The sequence below is a fragment of the Sphingomonas horti genome (assembly GCF_009753715.1).
Taxonomy (GTDB): Bacteria; Pseudomonadota; Alphaproteobacteria; order Sphingomonadales; family Sphingomonadaceae; genus Sphingomonas_B; species Sphingomonas_B horti.
Map to the genome: position 1 here is coordinate 376,118 of NZ_WQMS01000001.1, position 24,601 is coordinate 400,718.

The following is a 24,601-nucleotide window of genomic DNA, read 5'->3' on the forward strand; positions in this document are numbered from 1 at the left end:
ACGGGAGTGTGTGGGGCTGGTTCCCCAAGCTCAAATATGCAGTGCCCGCCCATAGGCTGCCAGCACGCTTTCGTGCATCATCTCGCTGAGCGTCGGGTGCGGGAACACCGTTTCCATCAGCTCGGCTTCGGTCAGCTCGCCGGTCTTTCCGACCGTGTAACCCTGGATCAGCTCGGTCACTTCGGCGCCGATCATGTGCGCGCCCAAAAGCTCGCCGCTCTTCGCGTCGAACACCGTCTTCACGAATCCTTCCGGCTCGCCCAGCGCGATCGCCTTGCCGTTGCCGATGAACGGGAAATTGCCGACCTTGACCTCGTAGCCGGCCTCCTTGGCCTTGGCCTCGGTCAGGCCGACGCTGGCGATCTGCGGGCGGCAATAGGTGCAGCCGGGAATGTTCTTCGGGTCCATCGCGTGCGGGCGCTTGCCGGCGATCGCCTCGGCCGCGATCACGCCTTCGTGGCTCGCCTTGTGCGCCAGCCAGGGCGGCGCGGTCACGTCGCCGATCGCCCAGATGCCGTCGACATTGGTGCGGCACATGCCGTCGGTGACAATGTGGCCGCGATCGGTCTTCACGCCGAGCGTTTCGAGGCCGATATTCTCCGTATTCGGCACGATCCCGATCGCGACGATGACGTGGCTGAACTCGTCGGTGACGGTCTTGCCGTCCTTGCCCTTGACCGACGCCTTGACGCCGTTCGCCCCGACCTCGAGCTTTTCGACGCCCGCGCCGGTCATCGTCTTCATGCCCTGTTTCTTGACGGCCTTCTCGAGGAAAGCGGACACGTCGGCGTCCTCCACGGGCACCAGCCGGTCGAGCATCTCGACGACGGTTACGTCCGCACCCATGTCGCGGTAGAAGCTCGCGAACTCGATCCCGATCGCGCCGGAGCCGACGACCAGCAGCTTGGTCGGCATTTCCGGCGGCGTCATCGCGTGGCGATAGGTCCAGATGCGTTTGCCGTCGGCCTTGGCGAAGGGCAAATCCCGAGCCCGCGCCCCCGTCGCGACGATGATGTTCTTGGCGGAAAGCTCGGTCGTCTTGCCGTCCTTGGTGACGCTGAGCTTGCCTTTCCCGGTCAGCTTGCCGTCGCCCATATGGACGTCGATCTTGTTCTTTTTCATCAGGTGCGTGACGCCCTGATTGAGCTGCTTCGCGACCCCGCGCGAGCGCTTCACCACCGCCTCAAGATCGGCGCTGATCTGGTTAGCGACCAAACCATAGTCCTTGGCGTGCTGCATATAATGGAACACCTCGGCCGAGCGCAGCAGCGCCTTGGTCGGGATGCAGCCCCAGTTGAGGCAGATGCCGCCCAGCAGCTCGCGCTCGACGATCGCGGTCTTAAGGCCCAGCTGGGCGGCCCGGATGGCCGCGACATAGCCGCCGGGCCCGGAGCCGAGGACGATGAGGTCGTAGGTGTCAGGCACGGGATGCTCCTTTTTGCCCCTCTCCCCGAAGGGGAGAGGGAGGGGCCCGTCGCGCAGCGGCGGGAGGGTGAGGGTCTGTCAGCGCTGAACAAATCGCGTCGAACACGGCTTCGCCATTGCCGAGCACGTCATTGTTCCAGAAGCGCAGAACGCGAAATCCGGCCCGTTCGAGAAAGGCGTCTCGCCGCTCGTCATCGCGGTTATCGGCGTGCTGCGATCCATCGGCTTCGATGATCAGCCACGAGCCGAGGCAGACAAAATCGACGATGTACGGCGCGATGATGCGCTGACGCTTGAACTTATATGCCTCCAACCGCCGGTTGCGCAGCATCGACCAGAGTCGCTTTTCGGCTTCGGTCGGGTTGGCGCGCATCCATTTGGCGCGAGCGAGGAGTTCGGCATAGGTCGGATAGGCCATAGGCCCTCACCCTCCCACTCGGCTGCGCCGAGCGGGCCCCTCCCTCTCCCCTCCGGGGAGAGGGGCTAGACGCGCCCCTGCCCATAGCCCCTCTCCCGGCCACGGGAGAGGGAGGGGCCCGCCTTGCGCAGCAAGGTGGGAGGGTGAGGGCACTTTAGGCCACCAGCCCCAGCGGAGCTTCCACCAGTTCCTTGAACACCTTCATCAGCCGGGCCCCGTCAGCCCCGTCGATCGCGCGGTGGTCGAAGCTGCCGGTGGCGCTCATCACGGTCGCGATCTGGAGCGCGTCGTCGATCACGTAGGGCCGTTTCTCGCCCGCGCCGATCGCCATGATCATGCCCTGGGGCGGGTTGATGACGGCGTCGAACTGCTTGATGCCGAACATGCCCATGTTGGAGATGCTGGCGGTGCCGCCCTGATATTCGTGCGGCTGGAGCTTGCCTTCCTTCGCGCGGTTCGCGAGCTCGTGCATCTCGGCCGAGATCGCAGCCACGCCCTTGCTGTCTGCGCCGACGATGATCGGCGTGATCAGCCCGCCGGGGATCGACACCGCGACCGAGATGTCGGCGCGATTGTATTTGATCAGGTTATCCGGCGTGAAGCTGACATTACATTCCGGCACCTGGCGAAGCGCGACGGCGAGCGCCTTGATGAGCAGGTCGTTGACCGACAGCTTGATGCCCCGGCCGGTGAGCGCCGAGTTGAGCTCCGCGCGCAGCTTCAGCAGCGCGTCGAGGCGGATATCGACCGTCAGGTAGATATGCGGGATCGTCGACTTCGCCTCGGTCAGGCGGCGCGCGATCGTCTTGCGCATGTTGGAAAGCTTGACCGCCTCGTGCGGGATTTCGGTGGCGAACGGCGCGAGCGGTGCACTTGGAGCAGGCGCGGGCGCGGCGGCGGGAGCCGGAGCTGCGGCAACCGCTTTCGGCGCGGCGCCAGGCTGCGCGCCCTCGATATCCGCCTTGACGATCCGTCCGCCAGGTCCGGAGCCCTGCAGCGCGCCAAGATCGACACCTTTCGCTTCGGCGAGGCGGCGGGCGAGGGGCGAGGCTTTGACGCGGGCTTCCTGCCCCTCTCCCGCTTTCCCGGGAGAGGGAGAGCCCCGATCGGCGCCAGCCGATTGGAAGGGTGAGGGACTTGGCGCGGAACTGCCCTCACCCTGGCCGGCTTTGCCGGCCTGTCCCTCTCCCGCCTTCGCGGGAGAGGGGCTGGGAGCCGGCGCAGGCGTCGCTGCGGAGGCATCCTCGCCTTCGCCCGCAATCAGCGCGATCACTGTGCCGACCTTTACGCCGTCGGTCCCTTCGGGCACGACGATCTTCGCGATCGTGCCTTCGTCCACCGCTTCGAATTCCATCGTCGCCTTGTCGGTCTCGATCTCGGCGAGAATGTCGCCGGACTTCACCGCATCGCCTTCTTTGACCAGCCATTTGGCGAGCGTGCCTTCCTCCATCGTCGGCGAGAGGGCCGGCATCTTCAGCTCGATCGGCATGGTGTTCCTCTTGGGTAATGCTTGTGCGTTCGGGCTTCCCCTTCGGCCAAGGCTCCGGACCGGTCAAGATATTGCGCTCGCGCACCGCTTGCCCCATTTTCGCGCGAAACGGGGGCACGGGGCACGCGCATGCGCACCTATCTGACTGTGATCGACGACACCGAGGAAGCCGAGGTCGCGCTGCGCTTCGCCGCGCGGCGCGCGGCAAAGACCGGCGGCACCGTGCTTGTGCTGGCGCTGATCGAGCCGGCCGAGTTTGTCGCCTGGGGCGGCGTGCAGGCGACGATGGAGGACGAGGCGCGCCAGCGCGCGGAGGGGCTGGTCGCCAGCGTCTCGGGCTCCCTGTTCGACGAGGCGGGCATCCGCCCGTCGATCCTGGTCCGCCAGGGCGACCCCGTCCACGTCGTCCGCGAATTACTGGCGGAAAATGACGGCGTCGCGGCGCTGGTGCTGGGCGCGTGCGCGACCGGCTCGCCGGGCCCGCTGGTGTCCCATTTCGCCGGTGCCGATGCCGGCAAGCTGCCCTGTCCGGTGATGATCATCCCCGGCAGCCTCTCGCGCGAAGAGGTGGACCGGCTATCCTGATCGTCACCCCGGGCTTGACCCGGGGTCTACCTGCCTTCCGCAGAACCAAGGTAGAAGGTGGGTCCCGGCTCAAGGCCGGGATGACGGCTATGCAATCCGCGGCGCCAGCAGCTTCACCAGCATCTCGCAGCCGGCGGCATCGCCGGCGTCGAAGCGGCCCGCATGGGGGCTGTCGAGGTCGAGGACGCCGATCAGCCGCCCCTGCTCGACGATCGGGACGACCAGCTCGGATGCCGAGGCGGAGTCGCAGGCGATGTGGCCCGCAAAGGCGTTCACATCTGCGACCAATTGGGTTTCGCGCGTTTCCGCCGCGGTGCCGCACACGCCCTTCCCCATCGCGATGCGGATGCAGGCCGTCTTGCCCTGGAACGGCCCCAGCACCAGCTCGCCGTCGATCAGCCGGTAGAAGCCGGCCCAGTTCAGGTCGGGCAGGTACTCGAACAACAAGGCCGCCGCGTTCGCCATGTTGGCGATCGGGTCCGGCTCGTCCGCCGTCAGCGCGTCAAGCGCGGCGAGCAGATCGTTGTAGAGCTCGGTCTTGCTCGTGCTTTGAATGTGAAAGTGGAACAAGGAAACACCGTTCGGCCTGAGCTTGTCGAAGGCCTGCCTTTCTTACCGCATTGACCTAAGAAGAAGGGAGGGCTTCGACAAGCTCAGCTCGAACGGAGGTCAGTCCAGCCGCACCTTCCCTCGCCCCGCCTTCACCGCGCTGCGTTCCTTCTTCGCGTCCACACGCTTCGCCTTCGCGGCCTTGCTCGGCTTCGTCGCCTTGCGCTTGCGGGGCGAGAGATGCGCTCTCCCGACCAGTTCCGCCAGCCGGTCGCGGGCTTCGGCGCGATTGGCATCCTGGGTGCGGTGCGCACGGGCAGTGACGACGATCTCGCCTTCCTTGGTCCAGCGGCTGCCGGCGAGGCTCTTCAGCCGGGTATAGACGTCCGGGCGCAGGCGCAGCGCGAACACGTCCAGCCGCAGCTGCACTGCGCTCGCGACCTTATTGACGTTCTGCCCGCCTGGCCCGGTGGCAGCAAGAAAGCGCTCCTCCAGCGCATCTTCGGGCAGCGGCGGCCATTCGACCTTAGCCATGCGCGAACGCCCCGAACCGTTCGGGCAGCGGTGCCTCCACGTCGATCGCGGGCTTGTTGTGGCGCGGCACGACGATCCGCATGGCGTGGAGCAGCATCGATGGGCCGCCTCGCCCATAGGTCGGATCACCGACGATCGGCAGCCCGAGGCCGCTCGCGGCGTGCACGCGAAGCTGGTGCGTGCGGCCGGTCTGCGGCTCGAAGCGCACCAGCGCGCGGCCGTCCTTCACGTCCAGCACGCTCCAGCGCGTGACGGCCGGCTTGCCTTTCTTCGCCGGAATGATCCGCCAGCCCTGAGCGGCGGTGCTGACCTTGGACAGTGCCAGCTCGATCAAGCCTTCTTCCGCCCCGGGCACACCCTCCAGCACCGCGAGATAGGTCTTCTTCACATCTCCATTCGCGAAAGCGGCGGAGAAGCGCCGGTGCGCGCCATGGTTGCGGGCGAGCAGCAGGCAGCCGCTGGTATCGCGGTCGAGCCGGTGGACGATGCCTGGCGGCCGCGCGAAGCCGAAGCGCAGATCGTCGACCATGTCGGCGAGCGCCGGCGTGCCGTCCTTGGGCCGATCGACCGGCAGGCCCGCAGGCTTGTCGATCACCAGCGCCTCGGCATCGATGAAAAGGGTGTTAACCACGACACAGCGCCTAGCGGCGAATCGGTCCATTGAACATGCACCGCGATCGGAATGGGCCGACTCGCGGGAGCTAGCCGGAGACGGCCGATGTTCTGGACCGCCGATTATGCGAAGCGCCGCCGCCTGGTTCGCTTGCTGCGCACCAATCCGCCGCTCCTGAGTTGGTGCCTGCGCCGCTACCGCCGGTTCCTGCCGGATCCGGACGGCAGCGCGCAGATCAATCCCGCCTAGCCAAACAGTTTGCCTGCGGTCTCGGCCACCCGTCGGCCGAGATAGCGGGCGCCGCCCAGATCGGCTTCGCTCGGCTGACGCTCCCCGCGGCCGCCGGCGACCGTGGTCGCGCCGTAGGGGGCTCCGCCGACGACCTCGTCATGGCCCATCTGGGCGGCATAACCATAGTCGAGTCCCACCACCGTCAGCCCGAAGTGCAGCAGGTTGGTGATGATCGAGAACAGGGTCGTCTCATTGCCGCCATGCTGCGTCGCCGACGAGGCAAAAGCGGCGCCAACCTTGCCGTTCAGCGCGCCCGACGCCCACAGACCGCCGGCCTGGTCGAGGAACATCGCCATCGGGCCGCTCATCCGGCCGAAGCGCGTGCCGGTGCCGACCACGATCGCGTCATAGTTGGCAAGCTCGGCAACATCGAGCGTCGGCGCGTCCGGCCGCGCGGCCTGGACGCCGGGAAGATCGGGCACGCGGCGGACATCGACCTCCGCGCCGGCCTCCCGCGCGCCTTCGGCGACCGCATCCGCCATCTGCGCGATGTGGCCGAAGGTGGAGTAGTAGAGGACTAGAACCTTGGACATTTCTTTTCTCCTTATTCGCTGTCGACCATCACCAGCTCCGCATCCTCGCGGGCCGTGATGCGGATGGTGTCGCCGCCGGTCAGCGCGGCGCCGTCGCGGGCCTTGAGTGCGGTGCCATCGACATCGACCGCGCCGGTCGCCGGCACCAGATAGGCGTGGCGGCCCTGGCCGAGATCATAGTCCAGGCTCTCGCCGGCCTTCAGCGTCGCGCCGAGCACGCGGGCATCGGCGCGGATCGGCAGGGCGCCGGCTTCGATCTCATCGGCAAAGCCGCTGGCGAGCGTCACGAACCTGCCTGACCGATCGCCCTTCGGGAACGGCTTTGCGCCCCAGCTGGGGGCGCCGCCCGGCCGCTTCGGCTCGATCCAGATCTGGAACAGGGTCGTCGTCTCGGGCTCCAGATTATATTCGGCGTGGCGGACGCCGGTGCCGGCACTCATCACCTGCACGTCACCCGCAGCGGTGCGGCCGGTATTGCCCATCGAGTCCTGGTGCGTGATCGCGCCCTGGCGGACATAGGTGATGATCTCCATGTCGCGGTGCGGATGCGGCGGGAAGCCGCTGTTCGCGGCGATCTCGTCGTCGTTCCAGACGCGCAGGGCACCCCAGCCCATCCGCCTCGGATCGTAATAATTGGCGAAGGAAAAATGGTGGCGGGCGTTCAGCCAGCCGTGATCGGCATGGCCGAGGCTTTCGAACGAACGTTTCTCAATCATGGTCAGTCTCCCGACTTGCTTGCAATCGAGATAGGGCGCAGGATCGAATCAGAAAGAGAAACGTCGGAAACTCATCGTTTCGGAATATGCGCCTACCTGATTTCGAAGCCTGGGCGATCTTCGCCGCCGTGGTCGAGCATCGCTCGTTCAGCGCTGCCGCGCGGGCGCTCGGCCTGTCCAAGGCCACGGTGTCCAAGGCCGTCACCCGGCTCGAAGCGCATCTGGGCGCCAGTCTGTTCCATCGGACCTCGCGCGCCCTGACGCTGACGGAGACCGGGCGGTCGCTGGCGCCCCGCGCCCGCCGCATTCTCGACGAAGCCGTCTGCGCGGAGGAGGAAGCGAGCGACGCCGCCAGCGCACCCAAGGGCCTGGTCCGGCTCGCCGCGCCGATGACGTTCGGGCTGGAGCGCGTCGCGCCGGCGATCGCCGAATTCCTGGGCGACAATCCCGGGATCACGATCGATCTCTGCCTCGACGATCGCAGGATCGACCTGGTCGAGCAGGGAGTCGACGTGGCGCTGCGGATCGCGCAGCTCCCCGACAGCTCGCTGCGCGCCCGCCGGCTGATGCCGATCCGCGCCCATGTCGTCGCGAGCGCGGCCTATTTCGGCGCCCATGGCCGGCCTTCCCATCCCGCCGAGCTCGCCGAACATCGCTGCCTCTGGTACGCGAACAGCGAGGTGTGGCGCTTCACCGGGCCCGGCGGCGAGCAGGTCTCGGTCAAGCCCGAAGGTCCGCTGCGGTCGAGCAGCGGCGAGGCGATGCTGCCGGCGCTTCGGGCCGGGCTCGGCATCACCGTTCTGCCCGACTTCATCGTTGCGGCCGATCTTGAGGAGCGCAGGCTGGAGGCGGTCCTGGCCGAATGGTCGCCGCCGCCGATCGCGCTGCACCTGGTCACGCCGCCCAATCCGCTCCGCCCGGCGCGCGTCGAGGCGCTGATCCGCTTCCTTGTCGAGCATTTCTCCGGCAAGTCCGCCCGATGATCGAAGCGATTCCCGCCGCCACGCTCGTCCTGTTCCGCGACCGCGGCGGCACCGCGCCGGAGCTGCTGATCACCCAGCGCGCGGCGGGCATGGCGTTCGCCGGCGGCGCGCTTGTCTTCCCCGGCGGCCGCATCGACCCGGAGGACGAGGTCCGCGCCGCGCGGCACCCGGAGCTGCCGCGAGAGGATGCGGCCGCGCGAATCGCGGCACTGCGCGAGACGGTCGAGGAAGTCGGCTTCGATTTTGGCCTCGACATCCACAACCTGACGCCGTTCGCGCGCTGGCTGCCCAAGCACCGCCAGGCCCGCAATTTCGACACGCGCTTCTACATCGCGGCCGTGTCCGCCGATGCGCCCGAACCGAAGGTGGACGGAGGCGAGACCGTCCGCGCTTTCTGGTCGAGCGCGAGCGACGTGCTCGCCATGTGCGATCGCGGCGAAGCGGACATCATCTTCCCGACCCGCCGCAACCTCGAACGACTCGCCCAGTTCGGCAGCTTCGACGAAGCGGTGGCGCACGCCCTCGCCCATCCGATCGTCCCGATCACGCCGTTTCACGAAGAGCGCGAGGACGGACCCTGGCTCTGCATCCCGGACGGCCTCGGCTATCCGGTGACGGCGGAGAAATGGACGAGCGTGATCCGGGGATAGTAGCTCGTCATCCCGGGCCTGAGCCGGGACTCACCGTCTACCCTCGCCGGAAGAAGCTAGCCCCGGATCAAGCCCGGGATGACGGAGAAGGTGATGCGAATAGCTGGCCGGTTATGGCGCGCGACGATCTTCGCCCTCGTCCTGATCGCGCTGATCTGCTGGTATTTGGTCTGGACCCGCGCCCACCCGCAGGACTCGCCCTTCACCGCGCTCGACCTGACCCAGCCCATCGGCATGTTCACCGGCCGCAAGATCGCCGGCCTGCGGGAAGACACGCGCGAGTGCGAGACTTTGCTGTTCCGCGCCGGCATCCGCTACCGCACGCTGCCGCCCGCCGGAACCGGGCAATGCGCCTATGACGACGCGGTGCGGCTGACCAGAGGCGGTGCGCTGTCGGCCGGCTTCCGGCCGGAACGGCTGGACGTCTCCTGCGCCGTCGCTGCCGGCCTTGCGGTGTGGGAGCGGCAGGTCGTCCAGCCCGCCGCCGAGCGCTTCCTCGGTACGCGCGTGACGACGGTCGAGCATTACGGCAGCTATTCGTGCCGGCGCATGTACGGCCGCGCGACCGGCGACTGGAGCGAGCACGCCCGCGCCAATGCGCTCGACGTGGCTGGCTTCCGCCTCAGCGACGGCCGTCGCGTCACCGTCGTCGCCGACTGGAACGAAGGCACGCTCAAGGAACAGCAGTTCCTGCGCGAAGTCCGCGACGGCGCGTGCAAGGTTTTCGCCACGGTGCTGGGCCCGGGCTACAACGCCGCGCATCGGGATCACCTGCACCTGGACCAGGCAGCGCGCGGCGAGCTGGGCTGGCGGGCGTGCAGGTGACCAACCCCCTCTCCCGCTTGCGGGAGAGGGGCTGGTTCAGAACCCGATGTCGTCCAAGCTCAGCAGCGTCGCGTTGCCGCCGGAGCTGGTGGTGTCGGTGCTCGTCACCCGCTCAGCGCAGAAGCGCGGCAGATAATGCGGGCCGCCGGCCTTGGGGCCGGTGCCGCTGAACCCTTCGCCGCCGAACGGCTGCGAACCCACGATCGCACCGATCATCGAGCGATTGACGTAGAGGTTCCCCACCCGCGCCAGCGCCTCGACCGTCTCGGCCGATCGCGCGATACGGCTGTGCAGGCCCATCGTCAGGCCGAAGCCCTTGGCGTTGACGTGATCGATCGTGCGCTCCAGCTCGCCCGCCTTCCACGTCGCGACGTGGAGCAGCGGCCCGAACCATTCGCGGTTCAGGTCGTCCATGCTGCGCAGCCGGATCGCGGTCGGGGGCACGAAATTGCCTTCCGCCGGCACGTCGATCGTCTTGATCCAGCTGTTCCGCGTCGCCTCGCGCCGGCCCATCAGATTGTCATAGGCCTGGCGGTCGATCACCGGCCCGACATCTGTGGCGGGATCGGCGGGATCGCCGACGATCAGCGTGTCCATCGCGCCCGACAGCATCTCGAGCGTCGACTCGGCAATCTCTTCCTGCAGCAGCAGCAGCCTGAGCGCCGAGCAGCGCTGGCCGGCGGAGCGGAAGCTGGAGGTGACGACGTCCTGCACCACCTGCTCGGCCAGTGCGGTCGAATCGACGATCATCGCGTTGACGCCGCCGGTCTCGGCGATCAGCGGCACCAGCGGCCGGTCCTCGTTCGCCAGCAACTCCCGCGCGATCTTGCGCGCGGTGGCGGTCGATCCGGTGAAGGCGACGCCGGCGACGCGCGGATCGGCGACCAGGGCGGCACCGACTTCGGGCCCGCCCGGCGCCAGGATCAGCACGTCCTCCGGAATGCCGGCCTGATGCGCCAGCTCGACCGCGCGCGCGGCGATGCGCGGCGTCTGCGGCGCGGGCTTGGCGACAACGGCATTGCCGGCGACCAGCGCCGCGACCGTCTGGCCCAGAAAGATCGCGAGCGGGAAATTCCATGGCGCGATCGTCGCCCACACGCCGCGCCCTTCGTGGCGCAGCACGTTGCGTTCGCCGGTCGGCCCCGGCAGCTCGATCGGCACCAGATGCGCGCGCGCCTGGTCAGCATAATAGCGGCAGAAATCGACGGCCTCACGCACTTCGGCGAGCGCGTCGGGAATGGTCTTGCGTGCTTCATGCACGCAGATCGCCATCAGCTCGGTGCGGTGCTGTTCCAGCAGGTCCGCGAGCCGCTCAAGGCAGGCGGCGCGCTCGTGCACCGGTCGCGCGGTCCAGTCGGGATAGGCTTGTTGTGCCCTCGCCACCATCTCGCTCGGTGTGCTCCGGCGAAGGCCGGAGCCCTGTTCCGCACCGCTCGGGCCTTTGCCGGAGCAATCGGAGATCGCCTTTGCCACGGCCGCCAGCGTGTCTTTGTCCTGAAGATCAATCCCCTCGCTGTTCCGCCGTTCCGGCGCGAACAGGTCGCGCGGCAGCGGGATGCTCGGGTGCCGTTCTCCGCCAACCTTCGCGATCTTCTCGACGGGGTCGGCGAGCAATTCCTCGTCGGTCAGCCGCTCGTCGGCAAGCTGGTGGACGAAGCTGGAATTGGCGCCATTCTCCAGCAGCCGCCGGACCAGATAGGCGAGCAGGTCGCGGTGTCCGCCGACCGGCGCGTAGATGCGGCAGTGATAGCCTTCCTCGCGCACCAGCCTCTCGTACAGCCCCTCGCCCATGCCGTGCAGCCGCTGGAACTCGAAGTCGCGGGACTTGCCCGCCCATTCGACGATCGTGGCGACGGTCAGCGCATTGTGGCTCGCAAAGGCCGGCGCGATGCCCTTGGCCGCCAGCATGTCCTTCGCACAGGCGAGATAGGAGACGTCGGTCGCCGCTTTGCGCGTGAACAGCGGGTAGTCAGACAGGCCCGCTTCCTGCGTGCGCTTGATCTCGCTGTCCCAATAGGCGCCCTTGACGAGGCGGACGTTCATTCGCCGTCCGGTCTCCTGCCCCAGCGCGTCGGCCCAGCCGATAACCGCGCGGCAACGCTTGCCATAGGCCTGGACCGCCATGCCATAGCCGTCCCAGCCCTTCAGCGCCGGCAGCCGCCCGACCGTCTCGATGATCTGGAGGCTCATTTCGAGCCGCTCCGATTCCTCCGCATCGACGGTCAGCGCGATGCCCTTCTGCGCCGCCTCGATGCAGAGCGCCTCCAGCATCTCGGTCAGCGCGGGAACGCAGCGCTCCCATTGCGGCACTTCGTAGCGCGGGTGCAGGGCCGACAGCTTGACCGAGACCGAATGGCCGGCCGCCGGATCGGACCCGACCGCCTCGATGGCCCGCCGATAGGCGTCGAAATAGCGCTGGCCGTCGGGGAATGTGCGCGCCGCCTCGCCCAGCATGTCAAAGCTGGCGGTGAAGCCCCGATTTTCCGGCTTCTTCATCCGGCGCATCGCTTCGTCGATGGTGCGGCCCATCACGAAGACTTCGCCCATCATCTTCATTGCCGCGCCGACCGCCTGGCGGACGAACGGCTCGCCGGCGCGCGCGATCAGGCGGCGCAGCACCCCGCCCTGCCCGCCGTCGCTGACCAGCGCCTTGCCGATCACCAGCCCCCAGGTCGCGGTGTTGACCAGCTTGGACGAGCTCTTGCCCTTGTGCGCGCTCCAGTCCGCATCGCCGAATTTGTCCGCGATCAGCTGGTCGGCGGTCTCCGGATCGGGGACGCGCAGGAACGCCTCGGCCAGCGACAGCAGCGCCACGCCTTCCGACGAGTTCAGCCGGTATTGCTGCAGGAACTGGTTCACCCACCCGCTCGATTGCGCGGCGCGCAGATCGGCGAGCAGCCCCAGCGCTACCTGAACGGCGCCCTCGCGCTCGGCGGGGGTGAGTCGTGCATGCGCCAGCAGCGGCTTCAGCACTTCGGGCTCGGGCGCGCGGTGCAGCCGCTTCAGTTCGGCGTGAAAGGATGACGTTGCGGAATCCATGGCTCTTGGTCCCGCCCTTGCCGGGCGCTTGATTTCAGGGGATTGAGCGGCGCCTATGCGACAGATTGCAGGGTGAAGGAAGAGCATGGCGAAAACAGTCAGCATCGACGAATATCGGGGCCTGATCGGGCAGCATCTGGGCACGTCAGAATGGGTGACGGTCGACCAGGCGATGATCGACAAATTCGCCGACGCGACCGGCGATCATCAGTTCATCCATGTCGATATCGAGAAGGCGAAGCTGACGCCGTTCGGCGGCACGATCGCGCACGGATTCCTGACCTTGTCGCTGCTGCCGCTGCTGAACCAGCTGACCGATATGCCGCGGGTCGGCGGCATCAAGATGGGCGTGAACTACGGCAGCAACCGCCTGCGCTTCCTCGCTCCCGTCCGCGCCGGCAAGCGCGTGCGCGGCCATTTCAAGCTGCTGGAGTTCGATGAGAAGCGGCCCGGCCAGTGCCAGCAGACCACCGAAGTCACGGTCGAGATCGAAGGCGAGGACAAGCCGGCGCTGATCGCCGAGTGGATCGGGCAGTTCTTCGTCTGAACGTCCCGTTGCGGGACGTTTGCATGGAATAACGCCGAATTCCACGACCTTGTCCAACTTTACCGATACGGCCCGGCAACGTACCGCTATGCCCGCCCTGCCCAACCGGCTCGGAAGGGCCAACAAACCGAAGGGGTGTGAGTATGCTTTTCAGAACCTTTGCGCTTGCCGCTGCCGTCGCCGTGGCGATGCCTGCCTCGGCGGCTGTGGTCGGCGATTTCCGGCTTGACGGTTCGCTTGCGAACCAGGCCGGCGGCGCGCTGACGCTCGCCGGCAACGGCGCCACGCTCGGCGCGACCGGCCTCAGCTTTGCCGCGAATCACGGGCCGACCATTTCCGGCTTTGCGAGCCCCGCCGACTATTCGATCGAGTTCAGCTTCCGGTTCGACACGACCAGCGGGTATCGCAAGCTCGCCGATTTCTTGAACCGCGGCAGCGACACCGGCCTCTATGTCCACGACGGCCGGCTCGCCTTCTACAACGTCACCGAATCGGCCAGCGTGGCCTTTGCCGCGAACCAGCTGGCGACCGTCGTGTTCACGCGCGCTGCGGACGGTACATCGGCCGGTTATGTGAACGGGAACAAGCTGATCGGCTTCACCAGCCCGTCGCTGACCGCGCTGCAGAGCGACCTTTTCCTGTTCCGCGACGATGCGGTGAACGGCGGCGAGGCGTCTGCCGGATTCGTCGACTATATCCGCATCTACGACACTGCGCTCAGCGCCACCGAGGTCGCGGCGCTCACGCCGCCCGGCGCCGCGCCGGTGCCGGAGCCGGCCACCTGGGCGATGATGATCGCCGGGTTCGGCCTGGCGGGCGCGGCTGCCCGTCGGCGCCGCACGGCTCGCGTCCTCGCCTGACCGGTCCGAGCCGTTCGAACACCGGAAGGGGGAGCCGTCGCGCTCCCCCTTTTCCGTAGCGCATTTGGCAGCCGCCCGGACCTCGCGTAAGCGCCGACTCGAAGCATCACAGCCGAGGTCAGACCATGCGCGACGCAGTCATCGTTTCCACCGCCCGCACGCCGATCGGCCGTGCCTATCGCGGGGCGTTCAACAACCTGCCGAGCCAGAGCCTGGCGGCGCATTCGATCCGCGCCGCGGTCGAGCGGGCCAAGATCGATCCCGCCGAGGTGCAGGACGTGGTGTTCGGCGCCGCGCTGCAGCAGGGCCACCAGGCCGGCAACATCGCGCGCCAGGCGCTGCTGCGCGCCGGTCTTCCCGTCACCGTCGCCGGCATGTCGGTGGACCGCCAGTGCGCGTCGGGCCTGATGGCGATCGCGACCGCGGCGAAGGAAATCATCGTCGACAACATGGACGTGGCGATCGGCGGCGGCGTCGAGAGCATCAGCCTTGTCCAGACGCCGCAGATGCGCGTCGGCCCCGATCCCGAGCTGCTCGCGATGCACAAGGACATCTACATGCCGATGCTGCAGACGGCCGAGGTCGTCGCCAAGCGCTACGGCATCAGCCGCGACGCGCAGGACGAATATGCCCTCCAGTCGCAGCAGCGCACCGCAGCGGCCCAGGCGGCAGGCAAGTTCGACGACGAGATCGTGCCCGTCGCCGCGACGATGGCCGTCACCAACAAGGAGACGAAGGAAATCTCCTACAAGGAAGTGACGCTCGCCAAGGACGAGGGCAACCGGCCGGAAACGACGCTGGAGGGCCTGAAGTCGCTGCAGCCTGTGTTGGGGCCGGACCTCAACATCACCGCCGGCAACGCGTCGCAGCTCTCCGACGGTTCCTCGGCCTCGGTGCTGATGGAAGCGAAGCTGGCCGAGAAGCGCGGGCTTACGCCGCTCGGCCGCTATGTCGGCATGGCGGTCGCCGGCACCGAACCCGACGAGATGGGGATCGGCCCGGTCTTCGCGATCCCGAAGCTGCTCGAGCGCTTCAACCTGAAGATGGACGATATCGGCCTCTGGGAACTGAACGAGGCTTTCGCCGTCCAGGTTCTTTATTGCCGCGACAAACTCGGCATCCCCAACGAGCTCCTCAACGTGAACGGCGGCGCGATCTCGATCGGCCATCCCTATGGAATGTCGGGCGCGCGCATGACGGGCCATGCGCTGATCGAAGGCAAGCGCCGCGGCGCGAAGTACGTCGTCGTCACGATGTGCGTCGGCGGCGGCATGGGCGCGGCCGGGCTGTTCGAGGTTCTGTAGCCGCCAGTGCCTTCCCGCGGGGCGGTCGCGCAGCAAGGATGCATCCCTTGCCGTGATCCCGGCTCGACAAGCGGCCCGATCCGCGCCAGCTATCGCTGCGGGGAGGCACGATGATGATCCTGACCACGCTTGCAGCTGCGGCCGGCTTCGATCCGGAAGCGGCGACCCAGGCCTATCTGGCCACGCTGAACGGCGCCGCGCGCGCCAAATCGGACGCCTATTTCGAGGGCGGCTATTGGCTGCTGCTGTGGGGCGCCGTGGTGACGGTGCTGGTCGCGTGGATCGAGCTGCGCTTCGGCTGGTCCGCCAAGTGGAGCGCCTGGGCAGGGCACGTGACGCAGCGCCGCTGGCTGCGGCCGGCGCTGTATGCGCTGCCCTTCGTCCTCGTGACCGCGCTGCTGACCCTGCCCTGGTCGATCTACACCGATTTCGTCCGCGAGCATCAATATGGATTGTCGAACCAGAGCTTTGCCGAATGGAGCGGCGATCAGCTGAAGGGGCTGCTGATCCAGCTGATCATCTTCCCGTTGCTGCTGATGGCGATTTTCGCGGTGATCCGCCGCAGCCCGGCGCGCTGGTGGCTGTGGGCGACGCTGATCGTGTCGGCCTTCACGATGGTGGGGGCGGTGATCGCACCGGTCTTCATCACGCCCCTGTTCAACACCAACAAGCCGATGGCGGCCGGCCCGCTTCGTGACCAGATCCTGGGCATGGCACACGCGAACCATATCCCGGCCGAGAACGTCTATGTGTTCGACGCGTCGAAACAGACCAAGCGCATTTCCGCCAATGTCTCGGGCCTGGGGCCGACGATCCGCATCAGCCTCAACGACAATCTGCTGAACCGCACCTCGCCGGCCGAGGTGAAGGCGGTGATGGGGCATGAGATGGGCCATTACGTGCTCGGCCATGTGTGGCGGAACCTGATCGCGTTCACGGCCGTGTTCCTGCTGTTGTTCGTGCTGCTGTGGTGGAGCGCGCCGCGCTTCCTCTCTCGCTATGGCGCGCGCTGGGGCGTGACGAAGGTCGCCGACCCCGCCTCGCTGCCCTTGCTGATGGCGATCGCGTCGGTGCTGTTCCTGCTGATGACGCCGGTTCTGAACACGATCGTCCGCACCGACGAGGCCGAGGCGGACGCGTTCGGGCTCGACGCCGCGCGTGAGCCGGACGGCTTTGCGGCGGTGTCGATGAAGCTCAGCGAGTATCGCAAGATCTCACCGGGCCCGATCGAGGAATTCGTCTTCTTCGACCACCCCTCGGGCGAGAACCGGGTGCGCCGCGCGATGCAGTGGAAGGCAAAGCATCTGAACGACGCGCCTTGAGCAGGCTGGTCCTGTTCGGCCCCGGTTATACCGGAGAGCGGCTGGCGCGCGCGGTCGAGGCGCGCGGCTGGACGGTTGCGCGCATCGACCGGGCCGGGATGGATCAAGCCGGGCGCGTGCTCGCCGCCGCGACCCACCTTTTGTCCACAATCCCCCCGGACGATGCGGCCGACCCGGTGCTCCGTCGCTACCGTGCCGGACTGCCGCCCTGGATCGGCTATCTCTCCTCCACCGGCGTCTATGCCGACACCGGCGGTGCCTGGGTCGACGAGAGCGCTGCGGTCGGCCTCGGTCGCCGCACCGCCCGCGCCGCGGCGGATCGCGACTGGCTGAGTCTCGGAGCGCACGTCTTCCGCCTGCCCGGCATCTACGGCCCAGGCCGCTCGCCGCTCGAACGGGTCGCGGCCGGCACCGCCTACCGCGTCCACCTGCCGGGCCAGGTCTTCAGCCGCATCCATGTCGACGACATCGTCTCGGCGGTGATCGCCGCGTTCGACGCGCCGCCGGGCGCCTACAATATCGCCGACGATCAGCCTGCCCCGCAGGACGAGGTCATGGCCTATGCCGCGCGGCTGCTCGGCGCGCCCTTGCCGCCCGTCGTTCCGCTGGACAGCCTGCCGCCGGCGGCACGCGCCTTCTATGCCGAGAACCGCCGCGTCGCGAACGGCCGCGCGAAGCGGCTGCTCGGCTGGCGGCCGCTCTATTCCAGCTACCGCGATGGCCTGCGCGCGCTGAGTGCGACGATCAGCCCGGCCAGCGTCAGCGCGCCGCCCAGCGCTGCCGTCACCGACCAGCGATAGCCCTCGAACGCGGTCGAAAAGCCCATCGCCAGGATCGGAATCAGCACGCTGGAATAGGCGGCGCGCGCGGCACCGATCTCACGGATGATCCGGTAGTAAAGCAGGAACGACAGCGCGGACGCGGCCAGCCCCAGATACAGCACGCCGGCCAGGTAGCCGGGCCTTGTGTCGATCACCGGCGGCCCCGATGTCGCCCAGGCGATCGCGCCGTCGGCAACCGTGCCCACGACCATGCTCCACGCCACCAAAGCGGCGACCGGCAGGGCGCGCGCCCGCTCGGCCCCCTGGACGACGTTGGCGATCGAAGCCGACAGCACTGCGAGGAGGGTCAGGCCGATGCCCCGGAACACCGCGCCGTTGTCGGCCCCATCGAGCCGCAGCTCATGCGCGAACAGCAGCGCGATACCGAGCAGCGCGACCAGCGATCCGATCGCGAACGGGCGGGATAGGCCCTGCTTCAGGAAGATGCGCGCCAGCACGGCGTTCGGAACCAGCAGCAGCGCGAACACCACCGCGACCAGGCCCGAGGTCACATAATGCTCGGCGCGATAGACAAGGTTGAAGTTCAGCACGAACTGGGTGACGCCGACCAGCAGCACCAGGCCCCAATCCGCGCGCGCGATGCGAAGCGGGGTCCGCGTGACCACCGCATAAAGGATCATCGCGACGCTGGCGGTCAGGAAGCGGTATGTGACCGACCAGCTGGGCGGCACCACGCCCAATTGGTCGCGGATCACCAGCCAGGTCGAGCCCCAAATCAGCGTGATGACCGCGAACGGCACCAGCACGTGCGCGCGCACGCGCCGGGGCAGCGGCGCCTCACTCACAGTGCTGCGATCGCCTCGGCCAGCGGACGAATCGCCGTCTCGTCCTGGTCCCAGCTGATCACGAGCCGCGCGGCGCCGGGGCCCCAATCGTAGAAATCGAAGCCGAGCGCGCGCAGCCTGGCTGCCTCGTCGGCAGTCACGCGCAGGAAGACTTCGTTCGCCTCGACGGGGTGGATCAGCCGGCCCCCGGCCGCCTGAGCGAGCAGCGCGGCGCCGCGATTGGCCGCGCTGGCATTGTCCAGCCAGAGCTCGTCCTTCAGCATCGCCAGAATCTGGGCGGCAAGAAAGCGGCCCTTGGAGAACAGATGCCCCGCCCGCTTGCGGCGATACAGCGTCGCTTCGGCGAGCTCGGGCTTGAAGAAGATCAGCGCCTCGGCGTTCATCCCGCCATTCTTGACGAAGCCGAAGCTGAGCGCATCGACGCCGCCGCGCCAGGTGAGATCGGCGGGCGAGCAGCCGAGGTGCGCGACCGCGTTCGCAAAGCGGGCGCCGTCCATGTGGAAGCCGAGGCCGCGCCGCTTCGCCACCTCCCCCAGCGCTGCCACTTCGTCCGGCGTATAGGCGCGGCCATATTCGGTCGCGTTGGTGATCGACAACGCACGCGGCTGGACCTGGTGCACATCGGGGCGGATGCCGGCGCATACCGCTTCGACCGCCGCCGGGGACAGCTTGGCGCCCTCGCCGTCGCTCAGCAGCAGCTTTGCGCCGTGCGTGAAGAATTCGGGGGCGCCGCATTCGTCCACACTGATGTGCGCCTCGCGATGGCAGATGACGCCGCCAAAGGGTGGACACAGGGCCGCCAGCGCCAGCGAATTCGCCGCGGTGCCGGTTGCGATCCACAACGACCGCACCTTCGTCTCGAACAGATCCGAAAAGGCGCCGTCCAGCTGCTTCGACCAGGCATCGCCGTCATAGGCGGTGTCGAGCCTGTTGGCAGCGGCAAGGGCCTCCAGCACCGCGGGATGCGCGGCGGCTGCGTTGTCGGAAAAGAAGCGCATGATCGCGCCCTTGAAGCGCTTCGCGCGCCTGGTCAACGCCGCGCCGCGCACCCGAGGATGCGCACTGCCGGACGCGGCGAAAAAAGTTAACGGCCGGCGTGAACCGTTTCCGTTATGATCCGTTCTGTCCCACGCGTGACGGCTTGCGAAGGGCCGCGCGGAATTGGTCGCAAAAGGGAGTCGCGCACATGACGAAGTTGCTTCTGGCTGCCGTGGCAGCCGCGGCGCTGGCCGCTCCGGCTGGCGCGGCCGTCATGACCCTGTCGGGCGTCACCAGCAACGGGCCCAGCGACTTCACCTTCACCTATCAGGGAACGCTGGGGCCGGACGAAGGCGTCCGCACGGGCGACCGCTTCATCATCTATGATTTCAACGGCTATATCGCCGGCTCGATCTTCACGCCCAGCGCCGACGTGATCGGCATCACCGAATTGACCTCGCCGTCCGGCCTCGTCACGCCGGGGTTCAACGACGATCCCAATGTCGTGAACCTGGTCTTCACCTATGTCGGCCCCGATTTCCGCAACACCGGCGGGCCCTTCTCCCCGTTCGACTTCGACGGGCTCGGCGCACGCTCGACCTTCGTCGACAAGATCGCCGACGCGTTCTTCACGCTGACCACCAAGAACAATCCCGACGCACATCCCGGCGGCTCCAACACCCGGATCTACACGCTGGGCGCGGTGACGGTGCCGGTCGCGCCGCCGGTCCCCGAGCCCGCCACTTGGGCGATGATGATCGGCGGTTTCGGTCTTGCCGGGATGGCGCTCCGCCGGCAGCGCACGACGCGCGCGACTGCCTGAGCGGCCGACAAGGCCGGCATTGCGCCGTCGTCCGTGCTGGACGAGGGCGCTCTTCCATTAAGGCTTGCGATCCGCGGCGCAGCCGCCCAAGCTTCGTTCCAGACAGGGGGACGAAGGGGTGACGACCCAGGCGTTCGACGAGATGGGCACGGAGCCGCGGCACGCCTATGCCGCGCTGGGCGCCTGGCTCGCGGAGACGCCCGAAGCCTATCTGCAGACCCGCCGCGCCCAGGCCGAATTGTTCTTCCGCCGGATCGGAATCACCTTCGCCGTCTATGGCGACGCGCAGGCGGACGAGCGGCTGATCCCGTTCGACATCATCCCGCGCATCCTGTCGGCCGACGAATGGGCGGGGCTGGAGCGTGGCCTGGTGCAGCGCGTGACCGCGCTGAACGCCTTCCTGAACGACATCTATGGTCCGCGCGAGATCATCAGGGCCGGCATCGTCCCCGAGGAACTGGTGCTCAGGAACCCGCAATTCTGCCTGCCCGCGATCGGACGCGCGCCGCCGCACGGCATCTACACCCACATTGCCGGCATCGACATCGTCCGCACCGGACCCGACAACTTCCATGTGCTGGAGGACAATGTGCGCACGCCGTCCGGCGTCTCGTACATGCTGGAGAACCGCGAAGTGATGCTGCGGCTGCTCCCCGAGCTGACCGACCGCCACAGGATCGCGCCGGTCGAGACCTATCCGGAGCTGCTGCTGAGCACGCTCCAGTCGGTCGCGCCGCCTCGCTGCCGCGGCGAGCCGACGGTCGCGCTGCTGACGCCCGGCTTTCACAACTCGGCCTATTACGAGCACAGCTTCCTGGCCGACAAAATGGGGATCGAGCTCGTCGAAGGCACCGACCTGCTGGTGCAGGGCGACGTGCTCTACATGCGCACTACCGAGGGTCCGCAGCGGATCGACGTGCTCTACCGGCGCGTCGACGACGCCTATCTGGACCCGCTCGTGTTCCGGCCCGAGTCCACGCTGGGCGTGCCGGCGCTGATGAGCGCGTTCGCGACCGGCAATCTGACGATCGCGAACGCGGTCGGCACCGGCATCGCCGACGACAAGGCCGTGTACAGCTACATGCCGGACATCGTCCGCTTCTATTCGGGCGAGGACGCGATCCTTCAGAACGTGCAGACCTGGCGCTGCCGCGAGCCGGAGGCGCTCGCCTATGTGCTCGATCATCTGGACGAGCTGGTGGTGAAGCAGGTCGACGGATCGGGCGGCTACGGCATGCTGGTCGGTCCGCACGCGACGCGGACGCAGATCGACGACTATGCGGCGCGCATCCGCGCCCAGCCCGACGGCTTCATCGCCCAGCCGACGCTGGCGCTTTCGACCTGCCCCACGCTGGTCGACCAGGGCATCGCGCCGCGCCATGTCGACTTGCGGCCGTTCGTGCTGACCGGCGCGCACGGCGTGCGGATCGTCCCCGGCGGGCTGACGCGGGTCGCGCTGAAGCAAGGCTCGCTGGTGGTGAACTCCAGCCAGGGCGGCGGCACCAAGGACACGTGGGTGCTGGATGGGTGAGTTGCAGAGAGCCGCCGCGGCAAAGCCGCGTCGTCGGTCGGGCGCGAGCGCCCGCCGGCCGGCCTTGCCCGAGTCAGGGCGCGGGCACGCGCCCTTGCCGGGCTGCGGCTGATGCTGTCCCGCACCGCAGGCGACCTGTTCTGGGCCGGGCGCTATGTCGAGCGCGCGGATTTCATCTCGCGGCTGATCGACGCGACGTTGCGGCTCGCGGCCCTTCCCTCCAGCTATGGCGGCGCGGTCGGTGCGTGGAGCAGCGCGCTCGCGGCGGCGGGCATCGAGCCGCTCTATGCCGAGCGCCACCCGGAGCTCAGCGAACGGAGCGCGACCGAATTCCTCGCGCTCGATCCCGACAACCCGTCGTCGATGCGGTGCTGCATCGAGCGCGCGCGCCACAACGCCCGCTCGGTCCGCACCGCGCTGACCGTCGAGGTCTGGGAAGCGATCAACACCGCCTGGCTGGAAATCCAGGGCTTCGGCACCACGCTCGAATCGCGCACCGCGCTCGGCCGGCTGGTCGAGCATGTGAAGAGCTCGGCGCTGCTGTTCGACGGCGCGACGCACCGAACGATGCTGCGCGAGAAATCCTACTGGTTCCTCCGCCTGGGCGCCGCGCTGGAGCGCGCCGACAACACCGCGCGGCTGCTCGACGTCAAATATCACCTGCTGCTGCCGCGCGACGAGCCGGTCGGCGGCAGCCTCGATTATTTCCAGTGGACGACGATCCTGCGCACCGTCTCGGCGCTGACGGCCTATCGCCATGTCTATCTGGACAGCATCAAGCCCTGGCTGGTGGCCGACCTGCTGATCCTGAACCGGCGCATGCCGCGTTCGCTCGCCGCCTGCGCGAGCGACCTTGTGCGCTATCTGGACAATCTCGCCCATGCGAGCGGCAAGCGCGGACCGGCGCACCGCAAGGCCGTGGCGATGTCCGCGCGGCTCGCCCATGGCGACATGGCCACCATCTTCGCCTCCGGCCTGCACGAGTTCATCGGCGAGTTCCTTGCCGAGAACAACGCGCTGGGCCACGCGATCCAGGAGCAGTATCTGTTGCTATGAGGATCCTGGTCGATCATCGCACCACCTACGCCTATGCGCAGCCGGCGGCGAACGTCGTGCAGGCGCTGCGGCTGACGCCGCGCGATCATGACGCGCAATATGTCCGGAGCTGGCGGGTCGATACCGACGTGAACGGAGCGATGCGCGAGGGCATGGACGCCTTCGGCAACCGCGTGATCATGTTCTACGCCGACGCCCCACTCGTATCCCTGACGGTGACGGTGCGAGGCGAGGCGGAAGTGACCGATACCGATGGCATCTATCGCGGGCCGGAGACGCTGCCGCCGCTCGTCTATCTGCGCGCGACCGATCTCACCCGGGTCGATGCAGCGCTCCTCGACATGGCTCGCGGCTGCGCGACGCCGGGCGGGCTCGCCACGCTGCACGCGCTCAATGCCGCGGTGCACGAGCATATGGCGTTCGACACGTCGGAGACCGACGTCGCCACGCCCGCGGCCGAGGCGTTCGCGGGGGCGAGCGGGGTCTGCCAGGACTTCGCCCATATCTTCGTCGCGGCCGCACGGGCGTTGGAGATTCCGGCGCGCTACGTGTCCGGCCATCTCGCGCGCGACAGCGATCCGGCGCAGGACGCCGCGCATGCCTGGGCGGAGGCGCTGGTGCCCGATCTCGGCTGGGTCGCCTTCGATCCGGCGAATGGCATCTGCGCGACCGACGCCTATTTGCGCGTCGCGGTCGGACTCGACTATCTGGATGCCGCTCCCGTCCGCGGCGCTCGCCGGGGCGGCGGCACCGAGACGATGCACGTCCATGTCCATGCCGCCGACGCGATGCGGCAGAGCCAGAGCTAGGGGGCCGACGCCAATGACCTATTGTATCGGGATGCTCGTGCGCGAAGGCCTGGTGATGATGGCCGATACGCGCACCAACGCCGGCGTCGACAACATCTCGACCTACCGCAAGCTCCGGCTCTACGGGAACGACGGCAAGCGCCTGATCGCGGTCGCATCGGCCGGCAGCCTGTCGACGACGCAAGGCGCGATCCAGCGCGTGACCAAGGGCCTTGCCCACCCCGAAACGGGCAAATACGAAAATTGGGGGACGTTCCAGAGCATCTACGACGCCGCGATCGCCGCCGGCCGCGCGCTGCGGCAAGTGCGGGATTCGATGCAGGACCTGGCGCAGGCGGGCGTCAATTTCGACGCGACCCTGCTGGTCGGCGGCTCGATCAACGGCGAGCCGTCACGGCTGTTCCTGGTCTATTCGGCCGGCAACACGATCGAGTGCGCGGCGGACACGCCCTATCTGCAGATCGGCGAGCTGAAATACGGCAAGCCGATCCTCGACCGCGCGCTCCACTATGACACGCCGCTGAACGCGGCCGTCAAGCTCGGCCTGCTCAGCTTCGATTCGACGATGCGGGCCAATCTGGCGGTGGGCCTGCCGATCGACCTGATGGTCGCCGAAGCCGGCGCCGGCCAGGCCCGCACGAACATCCGGATCGAGGAGTCCGACGACTATTACCTCGAACTCTCGCAGCTGTGGCAGCAGAAGCTCGCCAAGGCGACCGACGAGCTACCCCTGCCAAGCTATTGAGATCGGCCGGGCGGAAACCGGGCAAAGGTAACAAAGGTACCGGCACGTACACGCAAAATCGCGTTCGGCGTGCAGGCCCGGAGGCGATCGGTCCAGTCTCGACGGTTCAAAGAAGCCGCAGGATGCGACAGAGCCGGACGTATCAGACTTACAGGCGTGTAGGACAGCTAAATGTGGGGTTCGACGCGTTGCGGGCGTTGCCCCTCTCCCGCTTGTGGGAGAGGGAGGGGCCCGCTCGCGAAGCGAGTGGGAGGGTGAGGGTCTGCCGTGCCCACGCTCGCTACGCTTCGCTCTGCCCCCCTCAACCCGCGCGCGCTGCGCGCGAGTCGCCCTCTCCCCGTCGGGGCGA

The 24,601-nt window shown here is 67.9% G+C and carries 26 protein-coding genes; 15 read left to right on the plus strand and 11 right to left on the minus strand.

What is annotated here, in order from left to right; genetic code table 11:
* Positions 1–30: 30 nt before the first annotated feature.
* The 3 genes from lpdA to GON01_RS01810 form a co-directional block, all read right to left on the minus strand.
* Positions 31–1,425 (minus strand): dihydrolipoyl dehydrogenase, encoded by a 1,395-nt coding sequence (gene lpdA, locus GON01_RS01800; protein ID WP_181600170.1) that lies wholly within the window; start codon positions 1,423–1,425, stop codon positions 31–33.
* Positions 1,418–1,843: an endonuclease domain-containing protein gene (locus tag GON01_RS01805; protein WP_157025414.1), complete on the minus strand. Its 426-nt coding sequence runs from the start codon at positions 1,841–1,843 to the stop codon at positions 1,418–1,420. The genes lpdA and GON01_RS01805 overlap by 8 nt, the downstream gene beginning before the upstream one ends.
* A 154-nt stretch (positions 1,844–1,997) precedes the next feature.
* Complete coding sequence (locus GON01_RS01810) at positions 1,998–3,332, minus strand: pyruvate dehydrogenase complex dihydrolipoamide acetyltransferase (protein WP_157025416.1); 1,335 nt, start codon at positions 3,330–3,332, stop codon at positions 1,998–2,000.
* 129 nt (positions 3,333–3,461) lie between these two features.
* Here GON01_RS01810 and GON01_RS01815 point away from each other — a divergent pair, with 129 nt between their 5' ends.
* A complete protein-coding gene (locus tag GON01_RS01815) occupies positions 3,462–3,917 on the plus strand; it encodes a universal stress protein (protein ID WP_157025418.1) in 456 nt (151 codons plus the stop codon).
* An 87-nt stretch (positions 3,918–4,004) separates the two neighbouring features.
* Here the strand turns inward: GON01_RS01815 and GON01_RS01820 are convergent, their stop codons facing one another.
* From GON01_RS01820 to GON01_RS01830, 3 genes are all read right to left on the minus strand, one after another.
* On the minus strand, positions 4,005–4,487 hold the full coding sequence (locus tag GON01_RS01820) for a GAF domain-containing protein (protein ID WP_157025420.1): 483 nt from the start codon (positions 4,485–4,487) through the stop codon (positions 4,005–4,007).
* 99 nt (positions 4,488–4,586) lie between these two features.
* Positions 4,587–5,000 carry an alternative ribosome rescue aminoacyl-tRNA hydrolase ArfB gene (gene arfB, locus GON01_RS01825; protein ID WP_157025422.1) on the minus strand — a complete coding sequence of 138 codons (414 nt, stop codon included), beginning with the start codon at positions 4,998–5,000 and terminating at the stop codon, positions 4,587–4,589.
* Positions 4,993–5,631, minus strand: coding sequence for an RluA family pseudouridine synthase (locus GON01_RS01830; protein WP_309503730.1), 639 nt, complete (start codon positions 5,629–5,631; stop codon positions 4,993–4,995). The genes arfB and GON01_RS01830 overlap by 8 nt, the downstream gene beginning before the upstream one ends.
* Positions 5,632–5,718: 87 nt before the next feature.
* Between GON01_RS01830 and GON01_RS01835 the strand changes: the two genes are divergently transcribed.
* Positions 5,719–5,862, plus strand: coding sequence for a hypothetical protein (locus GON01_RS01835; protein WP_157025425.1), 144 nt, complete (start codon positions 5,719–5,721; stop codon positions 5,860–5,862).
* Here the strand turns inward: GON01_RS01835 and wrbA are convergent.
* On the minus strand, positions 5,859–6,437 hold the full coding sequence (wrbA, locus tag GON01_RS01840) for an NAD(P)H:quinone oxidoreductase (RefSeq protein WP_157025427.1): 579 nt from the start codon (positions 6,435–6,437) through the stop codon (positions 5,859–5,861). The genes GON01_RS01835 and wrbA overlap by 4 nt on opposite strands.
* An 11-nt stretch (positions 6,438–6,448) precedes the next feature.
* Positions 6,449–7,153, minus strand: coding sequence for a pirin family protein (locus tag GON01_RS01845; protein ID WP_157025429.1), 705 nt, complete (start codon positions 7,151–7,153; stop codon positions 6,449–6,451).
* 86 nt (positions 7,154–7,239) lie between these two features.
* Here GON01_RS01845 and GON01_RS01850 point away from each other — a divergent pair, with 86 nt between their 5' ends.
* From GON01_RS01850 to GON01_RS01860, 3 genes are all read left to right on the plus strand, one after another.
* Positions 7,240–8,136 carry a LysR family transcriptional regulator gene (locus tag GON01_RS01850; protein ID WP_157025431.1) on the plus strand — a complete coding sequence of 299 codons (897 nt, stop codon included), beginning with the start codon at positions 7,240–7,242 and terminating at the stop codon, positions 8,134–8,136.
* The gene (locus tag GON01_RS01855) at positions 8,133–8,786 is read left to right on the plus strand and encodes an NUDIX hydrolase (protein WP_157025432.1); all 654 of its coding nucleotides are present in this window, start codon (positions 8,133–8,135) and stop codon (positions 8,784–8,786) included. Before GON01_RS01850 ends, GON01_RS01855 begins: the two co-directional genes overlap by 4 nt.
* A gap of 93 nt (positions 8,787–8,879) precedes the next feature.
* A complete protein-coding gene (locus GON01_RS01860; RefSeq protein WP_157025434.1) occupies positions 8,880–9,611 on the plus strand; it encodes an extensin-like domain-containing protein in 732 nt (243 codons plus the stop codon).
* Between the two features lie 36 nt (positions 9,612–9,647).
* On the opposite strand, the gene putA is transcribed toward GON01_RS01860, so the two are convergent.
* On the minus strand, positions 9,648–12,650 hold the full coding sequence (putA, locus tag GON01_RS01865; protein WP_157025436.1) for a bifunctional proline dehydrogenase/L-glutamate gamma-semialdehyde dehydrogenase PutA: 3,003 nt from the start codon (positions 12,648–12,650) through the stop codon (positions 9,648–9,650).
* An 85-nt stretch (positions 12,651–12,735) separates the two neighbouring features.
* Between putA and GON01_RS01870 the strand changes: the two genes are divergently transcribed.
* The 5 genes from GON01_RS01870 to GON01_RS01890 all read left to right on the plus strand — a co-directional run bounded on the left by GON01_RS01870 (position 12,736) and on the right by GON01_RS01890 (position 17,483).
* Complete coding sequence (locus GON01_RS01870; RefSeq protein ID WP_157025438.1) at positions 12,736–13,197, plus strand: MaoC family dehydratase; 462 nt, start codon at positions 12,736–12,738, stop codon at positions 13,195–13,197.
* 143 nt (positions 13,198–13,340) lie between these two features.
* Complete coding sequence (locus tag GON01_RS16805; protein ID WP_181600171.1) at positions 13,341–14,057, plus strand: PEPxxWA-CTERM sorting domain-containing protein; 717 nt, start codon at positions 13,341–13,343, stop codon at positions 14,055–14,057.
* A gap of 125 nt (positions 14,058–14,182) precedes the next feature.
* Positions 14,183–15,361, plus strand: coding sequence for an acetyl-CoA C-acyltransferase (locus GON01_RS01880; protein WP_157025440.1), 1,179 nt, complete (start codon positions 14,183–14,185; stop codon positions 15,359–15,361).
* Positions 15,362–15,471: 110 nt separating this feature from the next.
* Positions 15,472–16,683 (plus strand): M48 family metallopeptidase, encoded by a 1,212-nt coding sequence (locus GON01_RS01885; protein WP_232328573.1) that lies wholly within the window; start codon positions 15,472–15,474, stop codon positions 16,681–16,683.
* On the plus strand, positions 16,680–17,483 hold the full coding sequence (locus tag GON01_RS01890) for a Rossmann-fold NAD(P)-binding domain-containing protein (RefSeq protein WP_157025442.1): 804 nt from the start codon (positions 16,680–16,682) through the stop codon (positions 17,481–17,483). Before GON01_RS01885 ends, GON01_RS01890 begins: the two co-directional genes overlap by 4 nt.
* On the opposite strand, the gene GON01_RS01895 is transcribed toward GON01_RS01890, so the two are convergent.
* Positions 17,393–18,310, minus strand: a complete 918-nt coding sequence (locus GON01_RS01895) for a DMT family transporter (RefSeq protein ID WP_181600172.1) — start codon at positions 18,308–18,310, stop codon at positions 17,393–17,395. The two genes, GON01_RS01890 and GON01_RS01895, sit on opposite strands and share 91 nt — an antisense overlap.
* Positions 18,307–19,308 (minus strand): threonine aldolase family protein, encoded by a 1,002-nt coding sequence (locus GON01_RS01900; protein ID WP_157025731.1) that lies wholly within the window; start codon positions 19,306–19,308, stop codon positions 18,307–18,309. Before GON01_RS01900 ends, GON01_RS01895 begins: the two co-directional genes overlap by 4 nt.
* Positions 19,309–19,496: 188 nt before the next feature.
* Here GON01_RS01900 and GON01_RS16530 point away from each other — a divergent pair, with 188 nt between their 5' ends.
* The 5 genes from GON01_RS16530 (at position 19,497) to GON01_RS01925 (ending at position 24,252) form a co-directional block, all read left to right on the plus strand.
* Positions 19,497–20,111, plus strand: a complete 615-nt coding sequence (locus tag GON01_RS16530) for a PEPxxWA-CTERM sorting domain-containing protein (protein WP_181600173.1) — start codon at positions 19,497–19,499, stop codon at positions 20,109–20,111.
* A gap of 142 nt (positions 20,112–20,253) precedes the next feature.
* Complete coding sequence (locus tag GON01_RS01910) at positions 20,254–21,642, plus strand: circularly permuted type 2 ATP-grasp protein (RefSeq protein WP_157025733.1); 1,389 nt, start codon at positions 20,254–20,256, stop codon at positions 21,640–21,642.
* 111 nt (positions 21,643–21,753) lie between these two features.
* Entirely contained in the window at positions 21,754–22,698 is a 945-nt protein-coding gene (locus GON01_RS01915) for an alpha-E domain-containing protein (RefSeq protein WP_157025444.1), read from the plus strand.
* The gene (locus GON01_RS01920; RefSeq protein ID WP_157025446.1) at positions 22,695–23,507 is read left to right on the plus strand and encodes a transglutaminase family protein; all 813 of its coding nucleotides are present in this window, start codon (positions 22,695–22,697) and stop codon (positions 23,505–23,507) included. Before GON01_RS01915 ends, GON01_RS01920 begins: the two co-directional genes overlap by 4 nt.
* 31 nt (positions 23,508–23,538) lie before the next feature.
* A complete protein-coding gene (locus GON01_RS01925) occupies positions 23,539–24,252 on the plus strand; it encodes a peptidase (RefSeq protein WP_232328574.1) in 714 nt (237 codons plus the stop codon).
* Positions 24,253–24,601 lie beyond the last annotated feature (349 nt).